Origin of the sequence: Streptomyces sp. NBC_00029, from assembly GCF_045160505.1 — a bacterium.
Lineage (GTDB): Bacteria > Actinomycetota > Actinomycetes > Streptomycetales > Streptomycetaceae > Streptomyces.
Genome location: NZ_CP108292.1, coordinates 4,902,170 through 4,925,427, shown reverse-complemented (window position 1 = coordinate 4,925,427; position 23,258 = coordinate 4,902,170). Strand labels below are relative to the sequence as shown.

22 protein-coding genes and 1 tRNA gene are annotated in these 23,258 nt (G+C 70.3%); 13 read left to right on the top strand and 10 right to left on the bottom strand.

Features of this window, described 5'->3' with window-relative positions; translation table 11 throughout:
* Positions 1–399: 399 nt before the first annotated feature.
* Positions 400–1,116 (bottom strand): hypothetical protein, encoded by a 717-nt coding sequence (locus tag OG753_RS23070; protein ID WP_405789935.1) that lies wholly within the window; start codon positions 1,114–1,116, stop codon positions 400–402.
* Positions 1,117–1,383: 267 nt separating this feature from the next.
* Between OG753_RS23070 and OG753_RS23065 the strand changes: the two genes are divergently transcribed.
* Positions 1,384–2,304, top strand: a complete 921-nt coding sequence (locus OG753_RS23065) for a Yip1 family protein (protein WP_327263598.1) — start codon at positions 1,384–1,386, stop codon at positions 2,302–2,304.
* A gap of 80 nt (positions 2,305–2,384) precedes the next feature.
* On the opposite strand, the gene OG753_RS23060 is transcribed toward OG753_RS23065, so the two are convergent.
* The 3 genes from OG753_RS23060 to dcd form a co-directional block, all read right to left on the bottom strand.
* Positions 2,385–3,074 (bottom strand): hypothetical protein, encoded by a 690-nt coding sequence (locus OG753_RS23060; protein WP_405789933.1) that lies wholly within the window; start codon positions 3,072–3,074, stop codon positions 2,385–2,387.
* 186 nt (positions 3,075–3,260) lie between these two features.
* Complete coding sequence (locus OG753_RS23055; protein ID WP_327263596.1) at positions 3,261–3,758, bottom strand: phosphoribosyltransferase; 498 nt, start codon at positions 3,756–3,758, stop codon at positions 3,261–3,263.
* Positions 3,755–4,342, bottom strand: a complete 588-nt coding sequence (dcd, locus tag OG753_RS23050; protein WP_030009868.1) for a dCTP deaminase — start codon at positions 4,340–4,342, stop codon at positions 3,755–3,757. Before dcd ends, OG753_RS23055 begins: the two co-directional genes overlap by 4 nt.
* 460 nt (positions 4,343–4,802) lie before the next feature.
* Between dcd and OG753_RS23045 the strand changes: the two genes are divergently transcribed.
* Together OG753_RS23045 and OG753_RS23040 are read left to right on the top strand one after the other, a co-directional pair.
* Positions 4,803–4,876, top strand: a tRNA-Gly gene (locus OG753_RS23045).
* Positions 4,877–5,213: 337 nt separating this feature from the next.
* Positions 5,214–6,836, top strand: coding sequence for a right-handed parallel beta-helix repeat-containing protein (locus tag OG753_RS23040; protein WP_405789930.1), 1,623 nt, complete (start codon positions 5,214–5,216; stop codon positions 6,834–6,836).
* Here the strand turns inward: OG753_RS23040 and OG753_RS23035 are convergent.
* The 4 genes from OG753_RS23035 to OG753_RS23020 all read right to left on the bottom strand — a co-directional run bounded on the left by OG753_RS23035 (position 6,770) and on the right by OG753_RS23020 (position 12,402).
* The gene (locus OG753_RS23035; RefSeq protein WP_405789928.1) at positions 6,770–8,194 is read right to left on the bottom strand and encodes a UDP-glucose dehydrogenase family protein; all 1,425 of its coding nucleotides are present in this window, start codon (positions 8,192–8,194) and stop codon (positions 6,770–6,772) included. The genes OG753_RS23040 and OG753_RS23035 overlap by 67 nt on opposite strands.
* Positions 8,195–8,262: 68 nt before the next feature.
* Positions 8,263–9,285: a UDP-glucose 4-epimerase GalE gene (gene galE, locus OG753_RS23030; protein WP_405789927.1), complete on the bottom strand. Its 1,023-nt coding sequence runs from the start codon at positions 9,283–9,285 to the stop codon at positions 8,263–8,265.
* 68 nt (positions 9,286–9,353) lie between these two features.
* Complete coding sequence (locus OG753_RS23025; RefSeq protein ID WP_405789925.1) at positions 9,354–11,228, bottom strand: glycosyltransferase family 2 protein; 1,875 nt, start codon at positions 11,226–11,228, stop codon at positions 9,354–9,356.
* Between the two features lie 127 nt (positions 11,229–11,355).
* The gene (locus tag OG753_RS23020) at positions 11,356–12,402 is read right to left on the bottom strand and encodes a UDP-glucuronic acid decarboxylase family protein (protein WP_405789923.1); all 1,047 of its coding nucleotides are present in this window, start codon (positions 12,400–12,402) and stop codon (positions 11,356–11,358) included.
* A 979-nt stretch (positions 12,403–13,381) separates the two neighbouring features.
* Here OG753_RS23020 and OG753_RS23015 point away from each other — a divergent pair.
* From OG753_RS23015 to OG753_RS22980, 8 genes are all read left to right on the top strand, one after another.
* Positions 13,382–14,554, top strand: a complete 1,173-nt coding sequence (locus OG753_RS23015; protein ID WP_327263585.1) for a histidine kinase — start codon at positions 13,382–13,384, stop codon at positions 14,552–14,554.
* Positions 14,555–14,777: 223 nt separating this feature from the next.
* Complete coding sequence (locus OG753_RS23010; protein ID WP_327263584.1) at positions 14,778–15,092, top strand: hypothetical protein; 315 nt, start codon at positions 14,778–14,780, stop codon at positions 15,090–15,092.
* A gap of 11 nt (positions 15,093–15,103) precedes the next feature.
* Positions 15,104–15,736: a DUF5819 family protein gene (locus tag OG753_RS23005; RefSeq protein ID WP_405789922.1), complete on the top strand. Its 633-nt coding sequence runs from the start codon at positions 15,104–15,106 to the stop codon at positions 15,734–15,736.
* A complete protein-coding gene (locus tag OG753_RS23000; RefSeq protein ID WP_327263582.1) occupies positions 15,733–17,064 on the top strand; it encodes a DCC1-like thiol-disulfide oxidoreductase family protein in 1,332 nt (443 codons plus the stop codon). The genes OG753_RS23005 and OG753_RS23000 overlap by 4 nt, the downstream gene beginning before the upstream one ends.
* Before the next feature lie 13 nt (positions 17,065–17,077).
* The gene (locus OG753_RS22995) at positions 17,078–17,917 is read left to right on the top strand and encodes a serine hydrolase domain-containing protein (RefSeq protein WP_327263581.1); all 840 of its coding nucleotides are present in this window, start codon (positions 17,078–17,080) and stop codon (positions 17,915–17,917) included.
* A gap of 91 nt (positions 17,918–18,008) precedes the next feature.
* The gene (locus OG753_RS22990) at positions 18,009–18,701 is read left to right on the top strand and encodes a response regulator transcription factor (protein ID WP_327263580.1); all 693 of its coding nucleotides are present in this window, start codon (positions 18,009–18,011) and stop codon (positions 18,699–18,701) included.
* A 326-nt stretch (positions 18,702–19,027) separates the two neighbouring features.
* Entirely contained in the window at positions 19,028–19,891 is an 864-nt protein-coding gene (locus tag OG753_RS22985) for an alpha/beta hydrolase (RefSeq protein ID WP_405789921.1), read from the top strand.
* A gap of 104 nt (positions 19,892–19,995) precedes the next feature.
* The gene (locus OG753_RS22980; RefSeq protein ID WP_405789920.1) at positions 19,996–20,319 is read left to right on the top strand and encodes a hypothetical protein; all 324 of its coding nucleotides are present in this window, start codon (positions 19,996–19,998) and stop codon (positions 20,317–20,319) included.
* 241 nt (positions 20,320–20,560) lie between these two features.
* On the opposite strand, the gene OG753_RS22975 is transcribed toward OG753_RS22980, so the two are convergent.
* Together OG753_RS22975 and OG753_RS22970 are read right to left on the bottom strand one after the other, a co-directional pair.
* Entirely contained in the window at positions 20,561–20,776 is a 216-nt protein-coding gene (locus OG753_RS22975; protein ID WP_327263577.1) for a DUF6243 family protein, read from the bottom strand.
* Between the two features lie 269 nt (positions 20,777–21,045).
* Positions 21,046–21,450 (bottom strand): hypothetical protein, encoded by a 405-nt coding sequence (locus OG753_RS22970; RefSeq protein ID WP_327263576.1) that lies wholly within the window; start codon positions 21,448–21,450, stop codon positions 21,046–21,048.
* 171 nt (positions 21,451–21,621) lie between these two features.
* Here OG753_RS22970 and sigJ point away from each other — a divergent pair, with 171 nt between their 5' ends.
* Complete coding sequence (sigJ, locus tag OG753_RS22965) at positions 21,622–22,596, top strand: RNA polymerase sigma factor SigJ (protein WP_405789917.1); 975 nt, start codon at positions 21,622–21,624, stop codon at positions 22,594–22,596.
* 90 nt (positions 22,597–22,686) lie between these two features.
* Positions 22,687–23,178 (top strand): anthrone oxygenase family protein, encoded by a 492-nt coding sequence (locus OG753_RS22960; protein ID WP_405789915.1) that lies wholly within the window; start codon positions 22,687–22,689, stop codon positions 23,176–23,178.
* Positions 23,179–23,258: the final 80 nt, after the last annotated feature.

The following is a 23,258-nucleotide window of genomic DNA, read 5'->3' as shown; positions in this document are numbered from 1 at the left end:
AAGGCGGCGGCCGAGGCCGAAGCCAAGGCGAAGGCGAAGGCGGCCGCCGAGGCGGAGGCTGCGGCCAAGGCGAAGGCGGAAGCCGAGGCTACGGCCAAGGCGAAGGCCGAGGCCGAAGCGAAGGCAGCGGCCGAGACCGAGGTGGAGGCTGCGGCCGAGACCGAGGCAGCGGCCGAGCCGGAAGCAGGGCCGACGGCGGACGCCGAGCCGGAGACCAAGGCCGATGCGAAGCCCGAGGCAGAGGCTGCGGCCGATGCAGAGGCTGCGGCCGATGCGAAGCCCGAGGCCGAGCCCGCGGCCGAGACCAAGCCCGAGGCCGAGACCAAGTAGAGCCACGCGCAGCACCGGAGCGGCCGGTCCCCCAACCGAGGGGGGCCGGCCGCTCCGTCGTGCGGGCACTCAGCCGTGGTGGCGCAGCACGACGAGGCCCGGGCCGCCCTTCTTCGCCGTGTCGACCGTGTACGTCTCGATCAGCCTGCCGTCGAAGTCGTACACCCAGCTGTTCCCGCCGCTCCTGCCGTCGATGACGACGAACTTCACGCGCTTGCCGTCCTGGACCAGCCTGTACGTCCAGCCGTCGTCGTAGGCGCTCGGCCGCTCGAGGTCGAGCGCGGCGACGGCGCGCCCGTACGGCGTGGAGACCTTGACGCGCTTGCCCTTCGGGCCGTCCACGAGCTTGGCGATCCGCCCGTCGGGCGTGGTGACGCGCACCGAGCTCTCCGTCGTGATCTGCTGCGCGGCGTCGGGCTTCGGCGCCGGCTTCGGTGCGCCCTCCATCCAGGAGGTGACGGTGCCGTCCGGCCGGAGCACGACGTGCAGGCCGTTGCTCTGCCCGTACGCCACCGCCGCGCCCTTGCTGACCAGCGTGTCCAGCCGCGTGGAGCCGGCGAGGACGTCCGCCTCGAAGCGGCCGGCGCCGGCCTTGTAGACCTTGGCGAGGGAGCCGTCCGCCAGCCTCACGGTGGTGACGTACGCGCGGACGCTCGGGGCCGTCCCGGGGGCGCCCGGGGACGCCGGGGAGGCCGCGAGGGCGGAGCCGACGGGGAGGGCCAGGAGGGCGGCCGCGCCGGCGACGACGGCGGCGCTGCGGAAGGTGGTCCGGCGAGTGTTGCGCATGGTGTGGGCTCTTCTCGTGCTCGTTCGTGCTGCGTGGCGACGACGCGTACGAAGCTACGGACCCGATATGCGGGTATCCCGTCGGCAAGGTAACGGAAAGCCGCAGACTGTGACGCAACCACGTAAACCGGATGCACGAGAGGGCCGGGCACGGGGTGGGGACATCCCGTCAGGGATCCCCTAAGGGATGTCACAGGTCAGCCGCAAAGGGTGGCGGTTCCGGCACCCCGGCCACCGACGCCCGCCGGACCAGGTACGTTCGATCACGTGGCTGGATTCAGGATCGGACGCGGCCGGGACAACAACCGCTCTCCGCAACAACCCCCGCAGCAGCAGCAGTCGTACGGCCGGCAGCAACCGCCGCCGCCGTACGGCCAGCCGCCCTACCCTCCCGTCGGCGGCCCGCCACCGCAGCAGCAGTGGCCTCAGCCGGGCGGCGGAGGCCAGGGCGAGCCGGAGTACTTCGACCCGTACGGGCAGCAGCATCCGCACGCGCAGCAGCCCCCGTACGGCCACGGAGGCCCCGGTGGCGGCGGGGGCTACACGAACGACAACCCGGGGCACACCCAGGTCTTCGCCGTCGGCGAGGACCCGTACGGCCAGGGCGCGACGTACCAGGCGGGCTCGGCCGCGGCGGCGCCGGCCGGACCGCGGCTGCCGTGGAAGGAGCTGCTCCGCGGCATCGTGACGCGGCCGGGGCAGACCTTCCTGCAGATGCGCGACTACGCCGTCTGGGGTCCCGCGCTGATCGTGACCTTCCTCTACGGGCTCCTCGCGGTCTTCGGCCTCGACGACGCCCGCGACGACGTCATCAAGTCGACCGTGCCGAAGGCCATCCCGATCGTCCTGTCCGCCGGCGTGGCCTTCGTCATCTGCGGCCTGATCCTGGGCGCGGTCACGCACACGCTGGCGCGCCAGCTGGGCGGCGACGGCACGTGGCAGCCGACCGTGGGCCTGTCGATGCTGGTCATGTCCATCACGGACGCCCCGCGCCTGCTGTTCGCCGTGTTCCTCGGCGGCGACAACATGATCGTCCAGATCCTGGGCTGGGCCACCTGGGTGGCCGCCGGAGCGCTCTTCACCTCGATGGTCAGCAAGACGCACGACCTGCCGTGGCCGAAGGCCCTGGGCGCGTCCGCGATCCAGCTGGTCGCGCTGCTCTCGATCATCAAGCTGGGCACGATCTAGCCCACCCCCGCACCCGTCCGCACCGTCGTACGAGAAGGGCCCCCGGCACCGGCCGGGGGCCCTTCTGCGTACGCCCGGCGTCAGGGGGTCACGTTGGCGCAAACGGCGTAGACGGTGAACTCGATGCCGCCCCCCGGGTCGACGAAGAAGAGTCCGGTCCATCCGGCTCCGTCGGGACGGGAGGCGAGGACGCGGGCGTTGGCCGCGGGCGCGTTGAAGCCGCCACCGAGCACGGTCTTCCCGGTGGGACACGCCACCGTGATGTCGACGAACTGGCCGGGGGTCCCGGTCTCGCTGGCGGTCACGACCTCACGCCCGCTGACTCCGGGCGCACCAGTTGCGCCGGTTGCACCGGTGCCTCCGGGCGCGCCGTCCACACCGGGCGTACCGGTGGCGCCCGTCGCTCCGGGTGCGCCGTCCGCACCGGGTGCGCCCGTCGCTCCGGTGGCGCCCTGCGGTCCGGGGGGCCCGGTGGGGCCCTGCGGCCCGACGACGCCCTTGCCGTCCTTGCACCGGTCCGCGGTCTCGTGCTCCGAGCCCATCACCTCGGGCCCGTGGCCGCCCTTGTTCGGCTTGCGGCACTTGTCGGGGTGCGGATCGGCCTGGCCGACGCCGGCGGTCGCCGCGTACTGCGGGCCCGCCGCGGCGACGGTGCCACTGCTGAAGCCCAGCATCACCAGGACCAGCGACGCCATCGTGCCGCCCACGACCCATCGCCCCCTCGTGGGGAGCGGACCGAGTGCTGACCGTTGCCCGTGCTCGGGGCTCATTCGTCCTCCTTGTGCCGATCTGCATGTACTCCGCGGAACGGTCTGCCGTTCCTCATGCGTCTTCGGCCATCGGACCATCGGACTCAAGAGCCCTATCGGGGGATCATCGGACCAGCCCATGAAACGACTCCGCCCGCCGCGTGCGGACAGCACTCGGCGGGCGGAACAGGAAGCTTCCGGAGCGGATCAGGCGTCGAGGACCTGGCCCTCGCGCTTCACCACGGGCGGCTCGACCGACCAGGGGAAGTTGATCCACTCGTCGGTCTTCTTCCACACGTACTCGCACTTCACGAGCGAGTGGGACTTCTCGTAGATGACGGCTGAGCGCACCTCGGCGACGTGGCCCAGGCAGAAGTCGTGGACCAGCTTCAGGGTCTTGCCGGTGTCGGCCACGTCATCGGCGATGAGGACCTTCTTGTCGGTGAAGTCGATCGCCTCGGGCACGGGCGCCAGCATGACCGGCATCTCCAGCGTGGTCCCGACGCCGGTGTAGAACTCGACGTTCACCAGGTGGATGTTCTTGCAGTCGAGCGCGTACGCCAGCCCGCCGGCGACGAACACGCCGCCGCGGGCGATGCTCAGGATGATGTCGGGCTCGTAGCCGTCGTCGGCGATCGTCTGCGCCAGCTCGCGCACGGCGCGCCCGAAGCCGGCGTAGGTCAGGTTCTCGCGTACGTCGCTCATGCCTCGTGCCTCACCTGGGTGCGGTGGAAGTTCTGGAAGGAGCGCGAGGCGGTCGGCCCGCGCTGCCCCTGGTACCTCGACCCGTAGCGCTCGCTGCCGTACGGGAACTCGGCGGGCGAGCTGAGCCGGAACATGCACAGCTGCCCGATCTTCATGCCCGGCCACAGCTTGATCGGCAGGGTGGCGAGGTTCGACAGCTCCAGGGTCACGTGGCCCGAGAATCCGGGGTCGATGAACCCGGCGGTCGAATGCGTCACCAGGCCGAGGCGGCCCAGGCTGGACTTCCCCTCCAGCCGGGAGGCGATGTCGTCGGGCAGCGAGATGACCTCGTAGGTCGAGGCGAGGACGAACTCACCGGGGTGGAGGATGAACGCCTCGTCGCCCTCCGGCTCGACCATCCGGGTCAGATCCGCCTGCTCGATCGCCGGGTCGATGTGGGCGTAGCGGTGGTTCTCGAACACCCGGAAGAACCGGTCGAGACGTACATCGATGCTGGAGGGCTGCACCATCGACTCCTCGAACGGGTCGATGCGAACCCGTCCGCTGTCGATCTCGGCCCGGATGTCTTTGTCAGAGAGAAGCACGTCCCGAGGATACGCAGAGCGCGCGGGCCACCCCCAATCGAGAGCGACGACCCGCGCGCCCGGCCCGGCGACTATCGCTTCGCGCCCCCCACGGGAACGGCATGCCGCAACCGCGCACACCGTGGACACCGCAGCAGCCGCCCGGGCCCGATCCGGCCGGCACCGAGGTGCTGCAGCGGGAAGGAGGCGGTACTGAAAACGTGCCCTTCGGCACAACGGACGACGGTGTGCTCCATCGAGTCCCTTTCCCCAACGAGCTGTACTGCGACGAACCGCCACATTAGGGGACGATCGGTACCCGCTCCAGCCGCCGCTCCGCACCCACACGGTACGCCCCAACTCCCGCACACACACGCCTCGGTGCACACCACACACGACAACGACCCCGCGGCAAATTCGCCGGGGGTCGATCATGGGGTAGAGTGGGAAAAACCAGGGATCCAGGCAACTGGCCCGCTGTGCGGATGTAGTTTAATGGTAGAACATGAGCTTCCCAAGCTTATAGCGCGGGTTCGATTCCCGTCATCCGCTCCAAACAAAGCCCCAGGTCGTCGACCCGGGGCTTTTGTGTTGCCCAGGCCCCTCCACCCCTCCCGTGCCAGATCCGCGCCAGATGCGGAATCCTGCAGCGGCTCGTCAGCAGCGCTCCGATCCAGGTGACCGACTTGCACAAAATCGGATAACCAAGCTCTATTCGGGCGTCAAGTTAAAGATAGGGAGTTATCCCCATGTCACGGACGTAACGCACCTGTGGCTTCTGGCACCTTGTTACGCGAGGTGCGGAGCCGAGCGGAATGGGGACACCGGGATGATGCGCAACCGTCGGACCGCCGGGTGGGGTCGCCGTGGTGGGGCGAAATGCGTCGCGGGTGTGACAGTGGGAGCGATCGCCCTGCTCTCCGGATGCGGTGTGCTCAAGCCCTACACGCCACCGCGGCCTCCCATCAAGGGGCCCCTCACGTTCTACGTGAGTCCGGACGGCGATGACGATCGCGACGGGCTGTCCGAGGCGACCGCCTGGCGCACCCTCGGCAGGGCCGACCAGGTGCCGTTCCGGCCGGGAGACCGTCTCCGGCTCAAAGGCGGCGCGCGCTTCCCGGGTGGGCTGACCATCGGTGAGGGTGACGCGGGCAGCGCGCCGAAACCCGTCATGATCGATTCGTACGGCGCTGGTCGGGCCACCATCGCGCCGCGCGGCTCGGCCGGCATCGCCGTCTACAACACCGCCGGCGTGGAGATCCGCGATCTGGCCATCGTCGGCGATGCCAAGGCTCAGGGCAGCTCGGACGGCATCAGCTTCTTCAACGACCTCCCCGGCGGGAAGCGCCTGAACCACGTGCGGATCACCGGCGTCGACGTGTCCCGGTTCCAGAACGGAATCCGCCTCGGCGCGGGCCCCAAGTCCTCGGGGTTCGGCGACATCCGGATCAGCGACTCGGCAGTGCACCACAATCAGGACGCCGGACTGGTCACCTACGGGCCGCAGTTCAAGGCGAAGGATCCCCGCTACGCGCACGAGAAGCTCACGATCACGCGGGTCAAGGCGTACAGCAATCCCGGAGACCCGACGGCGGACGACCGCAACACGGGCAGCGGCATCGTCCTCGGCAGCGTTCGGGGCTCGACCGTTCAGCAGTCGCTCTCGTACGACAACGGTGCCAAATCCTCGGCCCTGGCCAAGGAGGGGCCCGAGGGAATCTGGACCTACGACTCGACCCGCGTGATCATCCAGAACAACAAGGCCTACCGCAACCGCACCGGGTCCCGCGTCGACGGCGGGGGTTTCGGTCTGGACAACAACGTCTCGTCCTCGGTGCTCCAGTACAACCTGTCCTACGGCAACGACGGCGCGGGCTTCCTGGTGTATTCAGGTGAGCCGAGCAACGCGCACAAGGACAACGTCGTGCGGTTCAACTACAGCTGGGACGACGCCAGGAAGCTGTCCTGGTACGGCGGCATCGTGGCCTTCGGCGACCTCCTGCGGAATCTGGAGATCTACCACAACACCGTGATCCTGCGGTCGAGCAGCGCCGACCGGCCTCCGGCCCTGCGACTGCGGAACGGAATGAGCGAAGTATCCGTCCGCAACAACATCTTCGTCACCAACGGGGCTCCCGTGGTGGATTCGGACACCAACTACACGCAGGGCCTGGTTCGTCTGCAGGGCAACGACTACTTCAGCACCGGCGACTGGCAGGTGCAGTGGGGCAAGACCCGGTACTCCGACCTGGCTGCCTGGCGGAAGCGGGCCGGACAGGAACTGCTCGGTACCGTCCTGACGGGCAGCACCGCCGACCCGTGCCTCGCGGGCGCGGTGGCCCCGGTCACCGATGCGGCCGGGGCCACCCCTCTCGTCTCCCAGTGCGCCGACCAGCTGGACGGCGCCGTCGCGCTGCAGTCGGTCGGCGTCAACCCGGGCCAGGTCGACTACTTCGGGGCACGGCTGAGCACAGCGCCCTCCGCAGGTGCCGCGCAGCCACGCGCCGAGGACTGACCCAGGGCGCCGCCGCTCCGCTGGGGTGCGGGCACGGTGGCGGGGCCGGGCCTGCCCAGTGTCCGGACGGTCCAGCCGGCGGAGCGCCACAGACCCGCGTCGAGGTTGTTGCGGGCATCGACCAGGCGCGGTGCGCACACCACGCGTGCCAGCTTCACCGGGTCGGCCTCCCGGTACTGGCTCCACTCGGTCAGGTGCAGCACGACATCGGCCCCCCGGCACGCGGTCAGCACGTCGTCCTCGTAGCGCAGCTCGGGGTGGGCCAGGTGGGCGTTGTAGATGCCCTCGGGGTCGTGGACCCGTACCTCACCGCCCTCGCGGTGGACGGCCGCCGCGACGGCGAGGGCCGGCGAATCGCGGACGTCGTCGCTGTTCGGCTTGAAGGTGGCGCCCAGGACCGCGATGCGGTGTCCGGAGAACGCACCGCCCACCAGGTCGCGGGCGATGGCGACGGTCCGCAGCCGCTGGCGCAGGTTGATGTCGTCGACCTGGCGCAGGAAGCTCACCGCCTCCTCGACGCCGAGTTCCCGGGCCCGCGCGGTGAACGCCCGGATGTCCTTGGGCAGGCAGCCGCCGCCGAACCCGAGGCCGGCGTTGAGGAAGCGGCGCCCGATGCGGGTGTCGTGTCCGAGCGCGTCGGCGAGGGTGCTCACATCGGCACCGGCCGCGTCGCAGACCTCCGCCATCGCGTTGATGAACGAGATCTTGGTCGCGAGGAAGGAGTTCGCCGCGACCTTGACCAGCTCTGCGGTGGCGGGGTCGGTGCTGATGTACGGAATGCCGGCGTCGAGCATGGGGGCGTACACCTCGCGCAGGATCCGGTCCGCGCGGGGTGAGGTGACGCCCGCCACGAGCCGGTCGGGCCGCAGCGTGTCCTCGACCGCGAACCCCTCGCGCAGGAACTCCGGGTTCCAGGCGACCTCCACGTCGATGCCCTCGGGGGCGAGCCCCCTCAGTCGGGCCGCGATACGGGGTGTGGTGCCCACCGGCACGGTGGACTTGCCCACGATCAGGCAAGGGCTGCTCAGGTGGGGGACCAGCCCGTCGATGACGGCGTCGACGTGGCGCAGGTCGGCGGCGTCCGAGCCGGCCTGCTGCGGGGTGCCCACGCAGACGAAGTGGACCTCACCGAAGGCCGCCGCCTCGCTGAGGGAGGTGGAGAAGCGCAGGCGCCCGGAGTCGATGGCCCGGGTCAGCACCTCGTCGAGCCCGGGCTCGAAGAAGGGGGGTCTGCCCTCGGTGAGGGCTCTGATCTTTTCGGCATCGACATCCACGCCGAGGACCTCGTGTCCGATGTCCGCCATGCACGCCGCGTGCACGGCTCCGAGGTATCCCGTACCGATGACGGTCAGGCGCATGCGCATCTCCTGTCAGACGAACTGCTGTGAATGGGGAATGGGATGAGGCGGGGGCGGGCTCGGACGTGTCAGCCCGTGTAGCCCGAGGGGTTGAGTTCCTGGAAGCGCCACGCATCGCGGCACATCGTGGCGAGATCCCGGGTCGCGGCCCAGCCCCAGGCCTTTGCCACCGCGGTGGGATCGGCGACGAGCTCGGTCACGTCGCCCGGGCGGCGCCCGGTCACCTCGTAGGGGATCGGCCTGCCGCAGGCCCGCTCGAAGGCGGCGACGAGGTCGAGGACGGAGGACCCCACCCCGGTACCGAGGTTGAAGACGCGCATCCCGTTCTCGTCCCCGAGGTGTTCGAGGGCGCGCCGGTGGCCCTCGGCCACGTCCATGACGTGGATGTAGTCACGGATGCCGGTCCCGTCGGGGGTGGGGTAGTCGTCGCCGAAGACGCTGAGCCGTTCGCGGCGGCCGACGGCGACCTGTGCCAGGTACGGCATGATGTTGTTGGGCACTCCGCGGGGGTCTTCGCCCAGCAGTCCGGACGGGTGGGCGCCGACGGGGTTGAAGTACCGCAGGGCCAGCACGCTGAGTTCGGGCAGGCGGCGGCAGGTGTCGGCCAGTACTTGCTCGCAGAGCCACTTCGTCGCGGCGTACGGATTGGTCGGGGCCGCCGGATCCCCTTCCGTCAGGGGCACCTTGGTGGCGTCCCCGTAGATCGAGCAGGACGAGGAGAACACCAGCCGGTGCACTCCGTGCGCGTGCATGGCCGACAGCAGGGCGGTCGTACCCCCGACGTTGATGTCGTAGTAGGCGATCGGGATCTCCACGGACTCGCCCACCGCCTTCTTCGCGGCGAAGTGGATCACCGCGTCGATCGGGTGTGAGGCGAATACGGCGTCCAGCGCGCGCCGGTCCCGCAGATCGGCCCGGTGAACGGCGGCGATCGGGCGTCCCGCGATCTTCGCGATGCGCTCCAGGGACTCCGGTGAGCTGTTCGAGTGGTCGTCGACGACGACCACCTCGTAGCCGTGCTGGAGCAGTTCAACACAGGTGTGGCTGCCGATGAAGCCGGCACCGCCGGTGACCAGGACCGTCGTGGGCATGCGGGTGGGATCCCTTCTCCGTGATCGTCTTGGGGGTGAAGTGGGGGTGGAGAGCCGGTGCGCCGGTGTCACCAGCCGAAGATGCCTGCCGCGTAGACCGGGAACAGGCCGATGGCCAGGGCGAGCGGCAGCAGCGCGAGGGCTCCGGCGAGCAGCGGCAGTCGGGCCGTCACCACGGCCTTGTGCCTCGGCACTCCCGCGGCCCGGGCCATCTCCACGATGTGCAGCCCGGCGACGATGAGGGTGACCAGCGCGTACGAGAGCGAGCCGAGGATGCACAGGAAGACATATCCCGCGGCGGGACCGGTGAGTTCGCCGGTCACGGCCGCGCAGGACAGGGCGGTGGTGATGATCAGGTAGGGCGCCACGAGCCGCAGCGGCAGGGGCTCGAGCCCGTCGGTCGACTTGGGTGTCACCTTGAAGACCACCGGCCGGGGGCGCAGCTTCTGCACCAAGGCCGCGCCCACCCCCCAGGCGACGAAGGGCCAGCGGGCGAGGCCGAAGAGCCAGCTCTCCCAGCTCAGGACCGGGGCCTTGGCCGGGCGGAGCAGTCCGCGTCGGCGCACGAGCGCGGTGAGGAGGATCAGCCATACGGACATCGCCCAGAAGTGGCCGAGGAACGAGAAGTAGTTCACGTTGATCCACGGCAGACCGGTGACGGCCGCCACCGGAGGCAGAGCCAGCCCCATCGTCGTGGTCGCGGCGAGCAACGGGTAGTAGGAGAGGGCGAAGGCGAACCGCAGGCGCAGCCAGCCCCGCATGCGGCTCAGGTGGCGTGGCAGCATCCCGAAGAGCATCACCGCTAGGCTGCGGGACCACTGGAACTCCTGGGTGGCCATGGCGGCGAAGGTGACGGGGCCGTCGCCGCTCGCATGGGCATCGATGGCGAACGATCCCTGCCAGCCGGCCGAGTTCATGAGGAACGTGGTCGAGAAGTCCTCGGCGAGTTCGGGCCCGATGCCGCCGATGTCCCGGACCGCCTCCGTACGCACCGCGTAGTGGGAGCCGATGCACAAGGGTGCGAGGCCGGCCGAGTGGCCGAGCTGAACGGCCCCGTGGAAGACGGCCTCCCGGTGCAGTCGGCCGCGGGCGGACCAGGAGACTTCGGCGTTGGCGTCGCACACGCTCGGGGCGGCCACGTAGCCGATCGCGGGATCGGAGAACGGACGCACCATCTCGGTCAGGTACGTGCGGCTCGGCACGTGGTCGCAGTCCAGCTGGGCGACGACGTCGTAGTCCCGGTAGCCCCAGTGGTCGTAGAAGAAGGCGAGGTTGCCCTCCTTGCAGCGGGTGCGGCGGGGCCATGTCGGCCGGTGGTAGTCCGGTCGGTCCCGGCGGCAGGAGACACGTACGCCGTTCGCCTCGCACCAGTCCAGGACGTCGCTGGAGGGGTCCTCGTCGCACAGCCATACGTCGTAGGGGTGGGGATAGTCCTGCTGGAGCATCGCCTCCAGCGTGGTGCGGGCGATGTCCCAGTGCTCGGAAGGGGCGCGGGTGACGACGAACGCCGCACGCACCAGCGGGACTTCGATCTGCGAGTCGAAACGGCGCAGGCGGACGACCGCGACCAGGAAGTGCACGGGCAGCAGCGCCAGGTAGAGCAGCAGCGCGCTGTTGACGGCCAGGCCCACCCAGCCGATCCGGTGCTCGGGACTCAGCCACCAGACCCAGAACCAGACGAGGCAGCCCACCCACCCCAGGGTGAGCGCCGCCACCTTGACCCGGTCGGCTGTCCCGAACTGGCGGACGAAGCTCGTGGGGCGGGTTTCCAGGGCGCGGCGCGGCTCGGCGAAGACGGGCCCGTCGGGAGGAACCTCGGCAACCCGACCCCGGGAGAGCTCGCGAATCTGGTCCTTGAGTGTGGCCTGCTCTCCGGACGGGCCGGGGATGCGGCCGTCGGTCGCGGCAGCCTCGCGTACGAGCCCTGGCTGGGTCGGGGTCATGTGAGCGCGCTCCGGGATGATCTCGGTGTGGCGCCGCGAGAGCCTCACGGCCGCCTTGTCGGGAAAGGGGCGCGGGGAGGGCGTGCGGTCACGCCGCTCCCCGCCGGAGGTGGAGGATCCGGGTTGTTCAGGCCTGCGCGGGGACGGATTCCGCCGTGACGGACATGGCGCCGGCGTACTTCCTCGGGGGCGGCATCCCGTCCTCCTGGCCGCCGCGGATCGCGGCGGCCCCGGCCGAGAGGTCGGCGGGACGGGCGGCGAACCAGGCGCTCGTCCTGCGCAGCCCCTCCTCGATGTCCACCTCGGGCGACCAGCCGAGTGCGTCCCGCGCCCGGGTGATGACCGGGCGCCTGCGGGTCGGGTCGTCGACGGGGAGCGGGTGGTACTGGATCTCCGACGGCGAGCCGGTGAGTTCCAGCACCATCTCGGCGAGCTCGGTGACCGTTCGCTCGACCGGATTCCCCAGGTTGAAGGGCCCGGCCTCGGAGGAGTCGAGCAGGGCGACGAGACCGCGGACCAGATCGTCGACGTAACAGAAACTCCGGGTCTGCTTTCCGTCGCCGTAAATGGTCAGGGGTTCGCCGGTGAGGGCCTGGGTGATGAAGCTGGAGACCACCCGTCCGTCGTGCGGGCGCATGCGCGGACCGTAGGTGTTGAAGATCCGTGCGATACCGACATTCAGACCGTGGGTGCGGCGGTATGCGACCGAGATCGCCTCGGCAAATCGTTTCGCCTCGTCGTACACGCTGCGAGGTCCGACGGAATTGACGTTGCCCCAGTAGTCCTCGTCCTGCGGGTGGACCAGCGGGTCCCCGTAGACCTCGCTCGTCGACGCGAGGATGAACCGGGCATGGTGGCGCAGCGCCAGCCGGAGGGCGTTCTCCGTCCCCCTGCTGCCGACAGCCAGCGTTTCCAGCGGCTGGCGCAGGTAGTCGGGCGGCGACGCCGGGCTCGCCAGGTGGGCAACGGCGTCGACGCGGCCAGGCACCTCGGCGGAGACGCTGACATCTGCACGAATGAATTCGAAGGCCGGATTGGGCAGCAGGTGTGCAATGTTCCCGGGCTCGCCTGTCGAGAAATTGTCCAGACACACCACGGAGTCCCCACGCCTGAGCAGGGCCTCACAGAGATGCGACCCGAGGAATCCACCGCCACCGGTGACGGCAACGCGCATACGGTTCTCCAGGAATCGAGAGCGGAAAGCCTCATGTCGCGTTCCTGGTGCAGCTGGCTCACACGCGCGGCGACCGGAAGCGAACGGGCTCAGGGGGAAACTCAGGCAAGAATATGGACATACGTAAGACGTTTTTATGCAGCGCAAATCCGGGCTACGCCGATTGGCTGCCAGGTCCAGCGCGCCGCACGCCGTCGGCCCAAGGCTCCCTTGCCCTTGCGACACAATCAGCGCAGATTTCCGCGTCACTCGCCCGTGTGAGCCGCCGCCGCGCGCGTCAACGGCTGGAAGGCACGAGGCCGCGCCCCCGGCCAAGCACTCGGGCACATGCGTCGCCGACGACTCCGGACACGCCGTCGGGGCCGGCGCAGCGCGCTCAACTCGGTGCGTGCCCCAGCCGTGCCCTCCGGGGCGGTGAGCAGCGGTCAGCAGGGGGCCGGTACGCCCCCCTCGTCACCCACGCCTTGGGATCATCTTCGCAGGTCAGATGCTATGCAGAGGCGTTCCGCGCAGTAGATTCCCAAGCTTGTGGCGCGGGTTCGATTCCCGTCATCCGCTCTTGAACGAAGGCCCAGGTCATAGACCTGGGCCTTCGTCGTTGTCCAGACCTCTCCGGCCCATCGTGCCATTCGCGTGCGATAAGTGACCGAGTGGAGCGCCGGGTTGGGCCTCGCACGCCTTCCGCTGCCATCCGAGTCCCGCCGCAGCGGCTGCCCCGACAGGACAGCGCTCACCTCACCGGACGCGTCCTGCCGCCAGAGCACCGTCAGCCTCCGGCGAGCATGTCGGCGCTCGCTGCCATCGCCGCCCGGCCGGCGCCACGCCTCCACCTCCGGCGCACTCCGGCAGTCGTCCTCGATGCACCTGGCGGGCGAGCGCGAAACCGCCGGGAGGACCCCCAGCCGGCGGGCCCTATAGTCGCAAAGTAACCAACGAGTAACTTCGAAGGGGCAAACGGGTGTTCGGAGCAAATCGGCAGGTGAGGGCATCCCAGGCCCTATGGCTGCTGCTCCCGGCGTGCGCCGCCACCGTCGACATCGCCGTCCAGTTGGAATGGGCGTACGCCGACACGAACGACTCCCGGAAGCTGTTCTGGGCGACGGTGGCCCTGTGTGCGCTGCCCGTGGTCGTGCTGGCCCGGCGTCGCTGGCCGATCGCCACGTTCCTCACGACCCTGCCCGGGATGTACCTGGACAGTTGCATCCCCAGCATGATCGCGCTGTACACGGTGGCGCTCATGGCCACCCGTCGCCGCGTGGTCACCGTGTGCACCGTCGTGTTCCTCCTCTGGAGCGGCTACACGCTGAACCCCGAGGAAGCCACGTGGGACAACCCCACCGACTACTTCATCCTGATGGACGCCGTTGCCCAGGCCATCCTGCCGGTCACGCTGGGCCTGCTCGTCAGCAGCCGCGCGGAACTCACTGCACGCGTCGCCGACCTCGCCGCGGCACGCTCGCGCGAGGACGCACTGTCGGCGGAGCGGCTGCTGGTGGCCGAGCGCACCCGCCTGGCCCGTGAGATGCACGACGTCGTGGCCCATCAGGTGAGCCTGATCAGCGTCGAGGCCGCCGCACTGCAGATGACCACGTCCGACCCCGCGGTGCGGGATTCCGCCTGCGCCGTGCGCACCATGGCCGCCCGCACTCTGGACGAGCTGCGCCAGGTGGTCGGGGTCCTGCGGGACGGCGGCAACCGCGCTGACACCGGTGCGCCCCAGCCCCGGCTCGCCGGCCTGCCGCAGCTCATCCGCGAGTGCCAGCTCGAGGTCGAGGCGCGGATCGACCCGCGCCTCCTTCAGCCTGCCACCGGCTCCCCGAGCCGGTGGCCCACCTTGGTCCAGCACGCGGTATACCGCACGGTCCAGGAAGCTCTGACCAACATCCGCAAGCACGCGCCGGGGGCCGTCGTCAGCGTGCGGCTCCACGAGTCGGACGGACACCTGTGCCTCCGGATTCACAACGGCCCGCCCGGCCTCACCGACCCGCACCCCGACCCGGACCTGCCCTCCGGCGGCTACGGCCTCATCGGGCTGGCGGAACGCGCCCACCTCGTCGGCGGTACCTTCGAGGCCCGCCCCACCGACGACGGCGGGCATCTCGTGACCGCCTCCTTCCCGACCCGGCACGCCGCCGAGGCCACGTCCCCCTGAGTCGGCCTGCCCCGGCCCCTCCCGCGCATCTCCGCGCCCGCTGAAGCCAGCTGGCGGGTTCGTCCGGCCAAGTGGCCGGTACCGAACGGCCGGACGGTGCCGAAATCATGATCGTCGAGTGGCGCCGGCGTGCTCCCGCACGCCGCTCACCCGAAATGGTCCGCGCGGCGAATCCCACTTCGAACCGGGCGGGCAGAGATCCACGAGAGAGGCAGTTGAGGAAATGAAGAAGGCACTGGCAGGCATCGGTGTAGCCCTCGGCGGTGCGGCCCTGGTCGTCACCACCCAGGGGTCCGCGCAGGCCGCCACTGCGCAGGAGGTTCCTGCCGCGGTCGCTTCCGTCGACGGACCCCAGAACGGCCCGATGGGCTTCGGTTCCTTCGTCGGCAAGGCTGCAGGCAAGTTCGCCGGCAAGGCCTGGGTGCACGCCAAGGCCGCCTGCCCGTCGGTGGCCGATGCCGCCAGCCAGTTCACCGGCGGCGTCAGCCCGGCCGGCATCCCCGAGGGCACGTCCGTCGAGACGGTCTTCGACAAGTGAGAGATCACCGCTTGACCAGGAGGGCGGCACTGCTCATCGGTGCCGCCCTCCTGGGCCTTCACTTCGCCGCCGCAGCCTTCTCCCAGATGCCCCTCACACCGATGAAGATCCGGCACTACAACAAGGTCGCCACCTATCTGGAGCCGTACTCCGCCCAGAACTGGATGCTCTTCGCACCCGACCCGCTGTCGGAGAACAGGGGAATCCTGGCCCGGGCGCGATGCCGCGACGGCTCGGTCACCTCCTTCTACGACGTGACGGCGAAGTACATAGCAGCGGCGCAGAGCAGCAGGTTCTTCCCCTCGCGCATGTCCCGGCTGGTGACCGGGAACATGCAGCAGCTGAGCGGTTCGGACGCCGTGCTGGCCCGGCTGCGGGAGTCCGAGCGGGCGAAGAACAAGACCGAACTGCCCCTCATGCCCCACGAGAAGACATCCCAGCAGGAAGCCCTGCGCTTCGTTTCCCGCTACTCCCTCACGCAGTTGCCCGCCCACACGTGCGGCGACGGCGCCCCTCCCGAGCAGGTGCAGGTCCGCATGTACATCCAGACGCTCCCCCCGTGGTCGGAGCGGCACGATCCCGCTGCGGAAGGCCAGGTCGACGCCTACGACATGGAATGGATGAAGGCCGGGGATCTCCTGTGAGCCGTACCCGTACGAACCGGCTCCTCGAACGGCTGGACGCGGTCGGCAGCCGACCCCTCAGCGTGCTGGGGGTGAGCGGAACCCGCATGCTGCTCGGCTTCGTCGGCTTCATGTACTACGCGAGCCAGTACGGCGACCGGAGGTTCCTCTTCGGTCCGGCCGGGGTGCTGCCCTGGGCGGACTTCACCGCCCAGATCCACGAGAACGGCACCTTCAGCCTCTACACCTTGAGCGACTCCACGCTGTGGTTCGAAATCGTCTTCCACGCGGGGATGCTGGCCGCGCTGGCGGTCACCTGCGGTGTCGGCGGCCGGCTCGGCCTCGCCGTTCACTGGGCCCTCCTGTGGTCGGTCTACCAGCGTCAGCCCGTACTGCTCGACGGCGGGGACAACCTCGCCTATCTCGTCATCCCGATGCTCCTGCTGACGCGCTGCTACGACCGCTTCTCCTACCCCACCGGTCTCGCCCGCGCGCTCGCCCGGCGCGTTCCCCCAGTGCTGCGGTCGCTGTCCACACCGCTGCACAATCTTGGTGTACTCGCCATCGCCGTCCAGATGTGCCTGGTCTACGTCGTCAGCGGGCTGTACAAAGTGCAGGGCCGCATGTGGCAGGACGGAACGGCGCTGTTCTACGTCCTGCGCGTGTCCGAGTTCAACCTCCCCGGCGTGTCCGAGCTGGTGTTCGGCAACGACTATCTCGTCTTCATCGGGACGTACTCCACCACGCTGTTCCTGGTGTACTTCCCCATGGGCATCCTCGTGCCGCGGCTGCGGCCCTGGGCTGCCGTCGTCTCCATCGGTTTCCATGTGTCCATCGGCGTCGTCATGGGCCTGACCGGCTTCGCCCTCACGATGGTGGCGTGCGACCTCGTGTTCCTGAGCGGGGCGCTGGAGACCGCCCTGGACCGGGCCCGCGCGGCCCTGCGCCGCCGCGAGCCCGTCCCGGCCGACGCCGTCCTGGCGTTCGACGGGGACTGCGGCTTCTGTCAGGCCACCGTGAATCGGATCACCGCCGGCGCTCGGCCCACGGTGCGTGCCGTGCCCTGGCAGTCACTCCCGGACGAGGTCGCCGACCCGCATGCGGAGCGTCTGGACCGGGAGGTACTCCTCCTCCTGGACGGGCGTGTCCTGGCCGGCGGGGCGCAGGCGCTGGCGGAATTCGTACGGGACTCGCCCGTACGCGGGTACCGGCTGGCAGCGGCCCTGCTGCGCACGCCCGGCATCAGGGCTTGCGCGGCAGTCGGTTACCGCTGGGTGGCGAACAATAGGCAGCGTATGCCCGGCAGTTCGGAAGCCTGCGCCCTGCCCGGCCCCAGCACCCGCCCGTGAAAGGGGACCTTCCATGTTCCGGACACCCAGCTGCCTTCTCGGCAGTGGAATCGAACCCCGTGTCACCCACGGCCACAGCATCTCCGGCTACGTCCAGATCGGATCGCTGACCAAGGTCGTCACCGGCACCGCGTTGATGCGCATGGCCGAGGCCGACGTCCTCGGCGTGGACGATCCCATCGAACGCTGGCTCGACACACCGCCCGGCAGCGGCATCACCCTGCGGCACCTGGCGGACCACACGTCCGGGCTGCCCCGCCTGCCCCCGGGCCTGCCGCGCAGGAACCCGTACGGCGGCTTCGACCAGGCCGCCCTGGACGCGCTGCTCGGCGGTCTCGGCGAGATGGCCACGGCTCCGCCCAGCGCGTCCGAGGAGTACTCCAACCTCGGTTACGCGCTGCTCGGTTCAGCCCTGTCCGCGGCGGCCGGGGTCCCGTATGAGGAGGTGGTACGCACTTACGTCCTGGAGCCCCTGGGCATCAACGAGATGACGGCACATCCCCCGGCCGAGCAGCGGCTGCTCGCGACGACCCGCCTGCTGAACCGCCCCCGGACGCCGTGGACCATGGATGGCGCCATCCTGCCCGCGGGTGGCCTCTGGGCCACTCCCCGGGCGGCCGCCCAACTGCTGACCGGGCTGCTCGTCGACAGACTCCTCGGGCCGCCCGCCCCGACCTGGCAGAAGACCGGCGCCGTGACCTGGCACAACGGTGCCACTGACGGAGCGTCCGTCTTCGCGGCAACGCTCCCCGACGGGCGATGGGTACTCCTTCACCGGCTCGGCGGATCCCCCACCGACACGGACCGTCTGGGCGGCCAGGCCCTCGCGGCCTCCCGCCTCTCGGGCCAGTGACGCGTCGGGCACCCGGGCCGCCAGTATGATCTCTGGCGTCATCAGGCCGGGCCGCCGGTGACACCGTGCTGGTGTGTGAGCGGAGTGCCTGGTGATCAAGGTTGTAATCGTGGACGACGAAGCACTCATCCGGACCGGGTTCCAACGCATCCTCTCGACGGAGAGTGACATCGATGTCATCGCTCTGACCAGCGGATCAGGTGCTATCGAGGCCATCGCCGAACGGGCGCCCGACGCGGTACTCCTCGACATCCGGATGCCGGACGTCGACGGGCTCACGGTGTTGCGGCGGATCCGGGAACTCCCGGATCCGCCGGCTGTGTGCATGCTGACCACCTTCGACACCGACGAGCACCTCACCAGCGCCCTCCGGGCCGGTGCGGCGGGCTTCCTGCTCAAGGACACCGAACCCGAACACCTGGCACCGATGGTGCGCTTCATCGCCTCCGGCGGTGTCGCCCTCTCGCCCCGGCCGGGGAACACCGTCATCGACGGCCATCTCGCCCTGCATGGACGCCTGCCGTCGGGCGAACCCCGGCCGCAGCTGACAGAGCGCGAGCACGAAGTCCTGGGGCTGCTCGCCGAGGGGCTGACCAACACCGCCATAGCCGTCAAGACCTACACGAGTCTCAGCACCGTGAAGGAACATGTCAGTGCCATCCTGGCCAAGCTCAGAGCGACCAACCGGGTACAGGCCGCCCTGGCCGCCGAGCGCAACGGGCTCCTGGTGAACAACGTGCCGGACCGGGGACACGACGACCTCACCAGCCCGTCCACGCAATGACGCCGGGAGCCTGCCGGCTTCGCCACCCGTCACGGGATGGCAGGCAACTGCCAGGCCGAGCTTCGATCCGGACGGCATCCGCTCTCACAAGAAGGCCCAGGTCGGTGACCTGGGCCTTCCTTGCCCCTGTGCGATGCCGTCGCATGGCGAGGCGCCGGACGGCCGTGCTCGGTGCGGGGCCGGCTGTTACGGTTGCCCGTATGTGTTCCGTCATCCACAACCGGCAGGCCCTGCGCGACCGGTCGACGCGCTGACCGTGGTGCCGGCCGTCGCCGGCACATGGTCCCACGTCCACCGTTCACCTCTGGATGACGAGGATCTTCACCATGCGCGCCGACTCGCGCCCCATTTTCGTATGTGTTCACGGCGGCTCCAGCAATGCCCGGGCCTGGGGCCCGTTGCAGAACGAGCTGGCCCTGCTCGGGTACCGTTCGCACGCCGTCGACCTGCCCGGCCACGGCGACCTCGCCGACACCCCTGCCGCCTACTACCGGCAGCCCCAGGACGTCACGGCGCTCGCCGCCGCACCCTCCGCGCTGCGGGGTGTCACGTTGGAGGACAACGTGCGCCACGTGGTGGACACCCTGCGGCGGCTCGCGGCGTCGGGCCCGATCGTCCTGGTCGGCAACAGCCTCGGCGGTCTGACGATCAGCGCCGTCGCCAACGCCGCACCGGAGCTGCTCGAGCGGGTGGTCTACCTCTCCGCGCTCTGCCTCGGCGACCCGGCCATGCTCACCGGGACGTGGGATGTGGCCGACGACAGCCTGCTGAACGCCGCAGTGGCCCGGATCACCGTGCCGGGCGTACGCGATCCGGGCGTGGTCCGGCTGAACTGGCGGGCCGCCCACGCCGATCCGGACCTGTTCGCCGTGCTGAAGGCCGCCATCATGGCCGACTCGACCGACCACCAGTTCCGGCTGCTGCTCGACTCCCTGGACCCTGACGAGACCTACTCGGTGATGGAGCCGGGAGCGCTGGTCCGGGCCGGCACGTGGGGGCGGGTGCCGCACACGTACGTCCGGCTCTCCGCGGACCGGAGCCTTGCCCTGGCCGTCCAGGACCACATGATCCGCGCAGCGGACGCGCTGACCCCGCACAACCCCTTCGACGTGCACACCCTCGCGGCCTCGCACATCGGCTACTTCAGCCGGCCGCGGATCTTCGCGGAACTGCTGACGAGCCTCGTCTGAAGCGTCCCCCGCACCCCGGACGCCTGGGGTGCGGGGCCACCACCGGCCGTCGGCGGACTCCCGTGCCGGGCCGGCCGGCCGTGGGGCCTGGGTACCCTCGGCCCGTGGGAGATCGCGAGGAGTACGAGAAGTACCGGCGGGACCGGGCTGTGCTGGCCGCGGTCGGGGCTCATCTCGAGCCCCGGATCAGCCGGATCGAGGTGCGATTGCCCCGGCCCGTCGCTGAGGCTGCGGTCGCCGCCTGGGAACGTGAGGAACTGGGCGGGGCCTGCGAGGAGAGCCGCGAAGAGTACGAACTGCGCGAGGCCGCTGCCGAGCTTGCCTTCATAGGCATGGCGATCACCTCGGGCGGCGTGTGGGACACGGACGAGGTCGTCGTCGACCTGGATGTCGTTCAGATCGCGGCGGCATTGCGGGCTGCCTGGTAGTCGGGCGGCCGCGGCAAAAGGTCGTCCGCCCCGGCGGACGCGGAGCCCCCGGCCGGGTCCGGGCCGTGAGCGGGCGCGCCGATGGGCCGGCTTTCGAGCCCGGCTCTGCCCTGCCCGGGCCCGCCCGGGGCCGATCCCGGGGCCGATCCCGGGGCCGATCCCGATACGACGGCAGGGCCCGGACCGCGCGTCGCGGTCCGGGCCCTGCCGTCGTGCGCTGCCGCCCTGCGGCGGCGGCGCGTCAGCTCTGTGCGGCGCTCTCGCCCGTCTGCCCGGCGGCCTCGGCCGCGGCGGCCTTCTCGCGCATCTTGCGCACCAGCTCCGCCTTCTGGTCGGCGGCGCCCCGGCGGTCGAGGTTGCGGTGCGGACCGTTGTTCTGCCGTTCGGCGCGCGACAGCCTCTTGCGCTGGCCGCCGCCCTGGCCCACGGGGTTGTTGATGTTCTTGCTCACGGTCATGGGTTCTCCCGGTCATGATGTGCAGTGATCTACGGATTCATCGGTGGGGGACGGGCGCGGCGACGTCGGAGGACGTCAGCGGGGCCCCGTCACGCGCTCACTCGTGAATCGGCGTCTGGAAGAACATGACAAAGACGTTACCCGGTTCCTCCGGCCCCGCACGCCAAGATCCTCGCCGCCCCCGCATCGGACGGACCTGCTGACGCCTGCCGCGGCCGGACCCGCCGCACCGTGCGGGCCAGGACGTCCACGGGGCCGTGGAGGGGCGGCTACGACCGGCTACCGGTGCCTCCCGACCGGCGGGTGGCCAGCACATGTCCCAGGTCCATCATGCTGAGGCCGAACATCAGGATGCCCAGCGGGACATGGAGCGAGGGCATGTGCGCGATGCCCAGCACCACCTGCACCGAGGCGAGTACGAGGAAACCGGACGCGTACAGGACGGGGCGGGGCGAGCCGCCGCCCGGCCGCCAGGCCAGGACCGCGGCGAGTACGTACAGCATCGAGGCGCCGTACATCACGCGTGAACCCACGTCGTGCAGTGTCGCGCCGTACGACGAGGACAGCAGGAGCCCGGCGGTCGCCGCCTGGAAGAAGATCGCCAAGGTCTGCACGGCTATCGCGACCTGGAGGAACGTGAATCGGCCCGGTACTGCCGTCGTCTGCGTGGCCATGGCGCGGCCCCCCTCATCTGCCTCGCGGCGGTGGATCGTCGGTGTCTCGGCAGTCCGACGACGTGGGGCCGCGAAATGTGAGGTGCCGCGCCGGCCTCACCGTTCGGGGCGGTGTTTCGTCGTAGTGCCGAGAGCCGGAACGGACGACACGAACAGGGAGCGGTAACGATCATGAACACCCCGTCCGGGGCAGGGCACGACGGCTTCGAGCCGGGCCTGAGCGCGATCGTCGGCGAGCGGCGCAAGCTGATCAACCTCGCCTACCGGCTGCTCGGTTCGCTGGCCGAGGCCGAGGACGCCGTGCAGGAGACGTACGCGCGCTGGTACGCGATGTCGCGCCAGCAGCAGGAGGCCATCGAGTCACCCGGTGCCTGGCTGACGACGGTGGCCGGCCGCATCTGCCTGGACGTGCTCGGCTCGGCGCGGGCCAGGCGCGAGCGCTACGTCGGCGAATGGATACCCGAGCCGCTGCCCGACCGCACGGAGTGGATCAGCGGACGGGCGGGCGACGGCGGGACCGGAGGGCCGGTCGACCCCGCCGACCGGATCACCCTGGACGAGTCGGTGAACATGGCCTTCCTCGTCGTCCTGGAGGCGATGACACCGGCCGAACGCGTGGCCTTCATCCTGCACGACGTCTTCCGCTACCCCTTCGCCGAGATCGCCGAGGTCCTCGGCCGGACGCCCGCGGCCTGCCGGCAACTGGCGTCCTCCGCCCGCCGCCGCATTCACGCGGCGCAGGCCCCGGCGGCCCCGGCCGACCCGGTGGCCGCGACCGTCGGACAGGCGGGCCGGGTGCGGGACTTCAAGGAGGCGTGGGAGGCCAAGGACATCAAGGCACTCGTCGGACTCCTCGACCCCGACGCCACGTTGACCGCCGACGGCGGCGGACTGGTCGGCACCGTCCTGCGCCCGGTCGAGGGCAGCGAGCAGATCGCCCAGTACCTGATCCACATCGCCGACAAGGCCCCCGGCCTGACCCTGCTGGAACGGAAGGTCAACGGACGGCCCGGCCTGGTCGCCCAGCACTCCGGGGTCACCGTGACCGTGGCGTCGTTCAGCCTCACCGATGGCCGCATCTCCCGCATCTGGGCGGTCCGCAACCCGGAGAAGCTCCGCCCCTGGACCGAGAACGGGCAGAGCTGAGCCGGCACCGGGGGCACGCCCCCGCCCTGCCCTGCGCCCTGCCCGGCCCGGCCCGGCCCCACAAGCACTCACGTACGGGAGCCCACGAACATGCGCATCCGACTCCTTCAGGGCATCGCCCTGCTCGCCACCGGACTCCTCGCCGGCGCGTTCGGCTACGGCGCGGCCAACCTCGTCCCCACCTTCAACGCGGTACCCCTCGGCATGCGGCTGTCGTTCCACGCCGAACTGATGAAGATGAACGGCATCACCGTGCAGGCCGCGATGGGGGTGTCGACAGTCTGCTCGCTGGCACTCGCCGCCCTGACGCGCGGCCGCACCCGGCTGCTCGCAGGTGCGGCGGGTCTGCTGACCCTCGCGTCCTTCCTGATCACCCGGTTCGGCAACGTCCCGATCAACGGCCGGATCAAGGAATGGGCGCGCACCTCGGCCCCGGCCGACCACGCGGAGATCCTGCGCCGCTGGGAGATGTTCAACGACCTCCGTACCGGTGCCGCCGTCATCGCGTTCGCGGTTCTGGTCTTCCTGGCCCTGGGTCCGCAGACCCGCGACCGACGCCCGGCCGGGCCCGGCACCGGGTGAAGTTCCCGCGGAGTGCCGCACTCGGGCATCCCGCCACCGCCACCGGGCCCGGTACGACGCATCCGGCCGCCGCCGGGCCG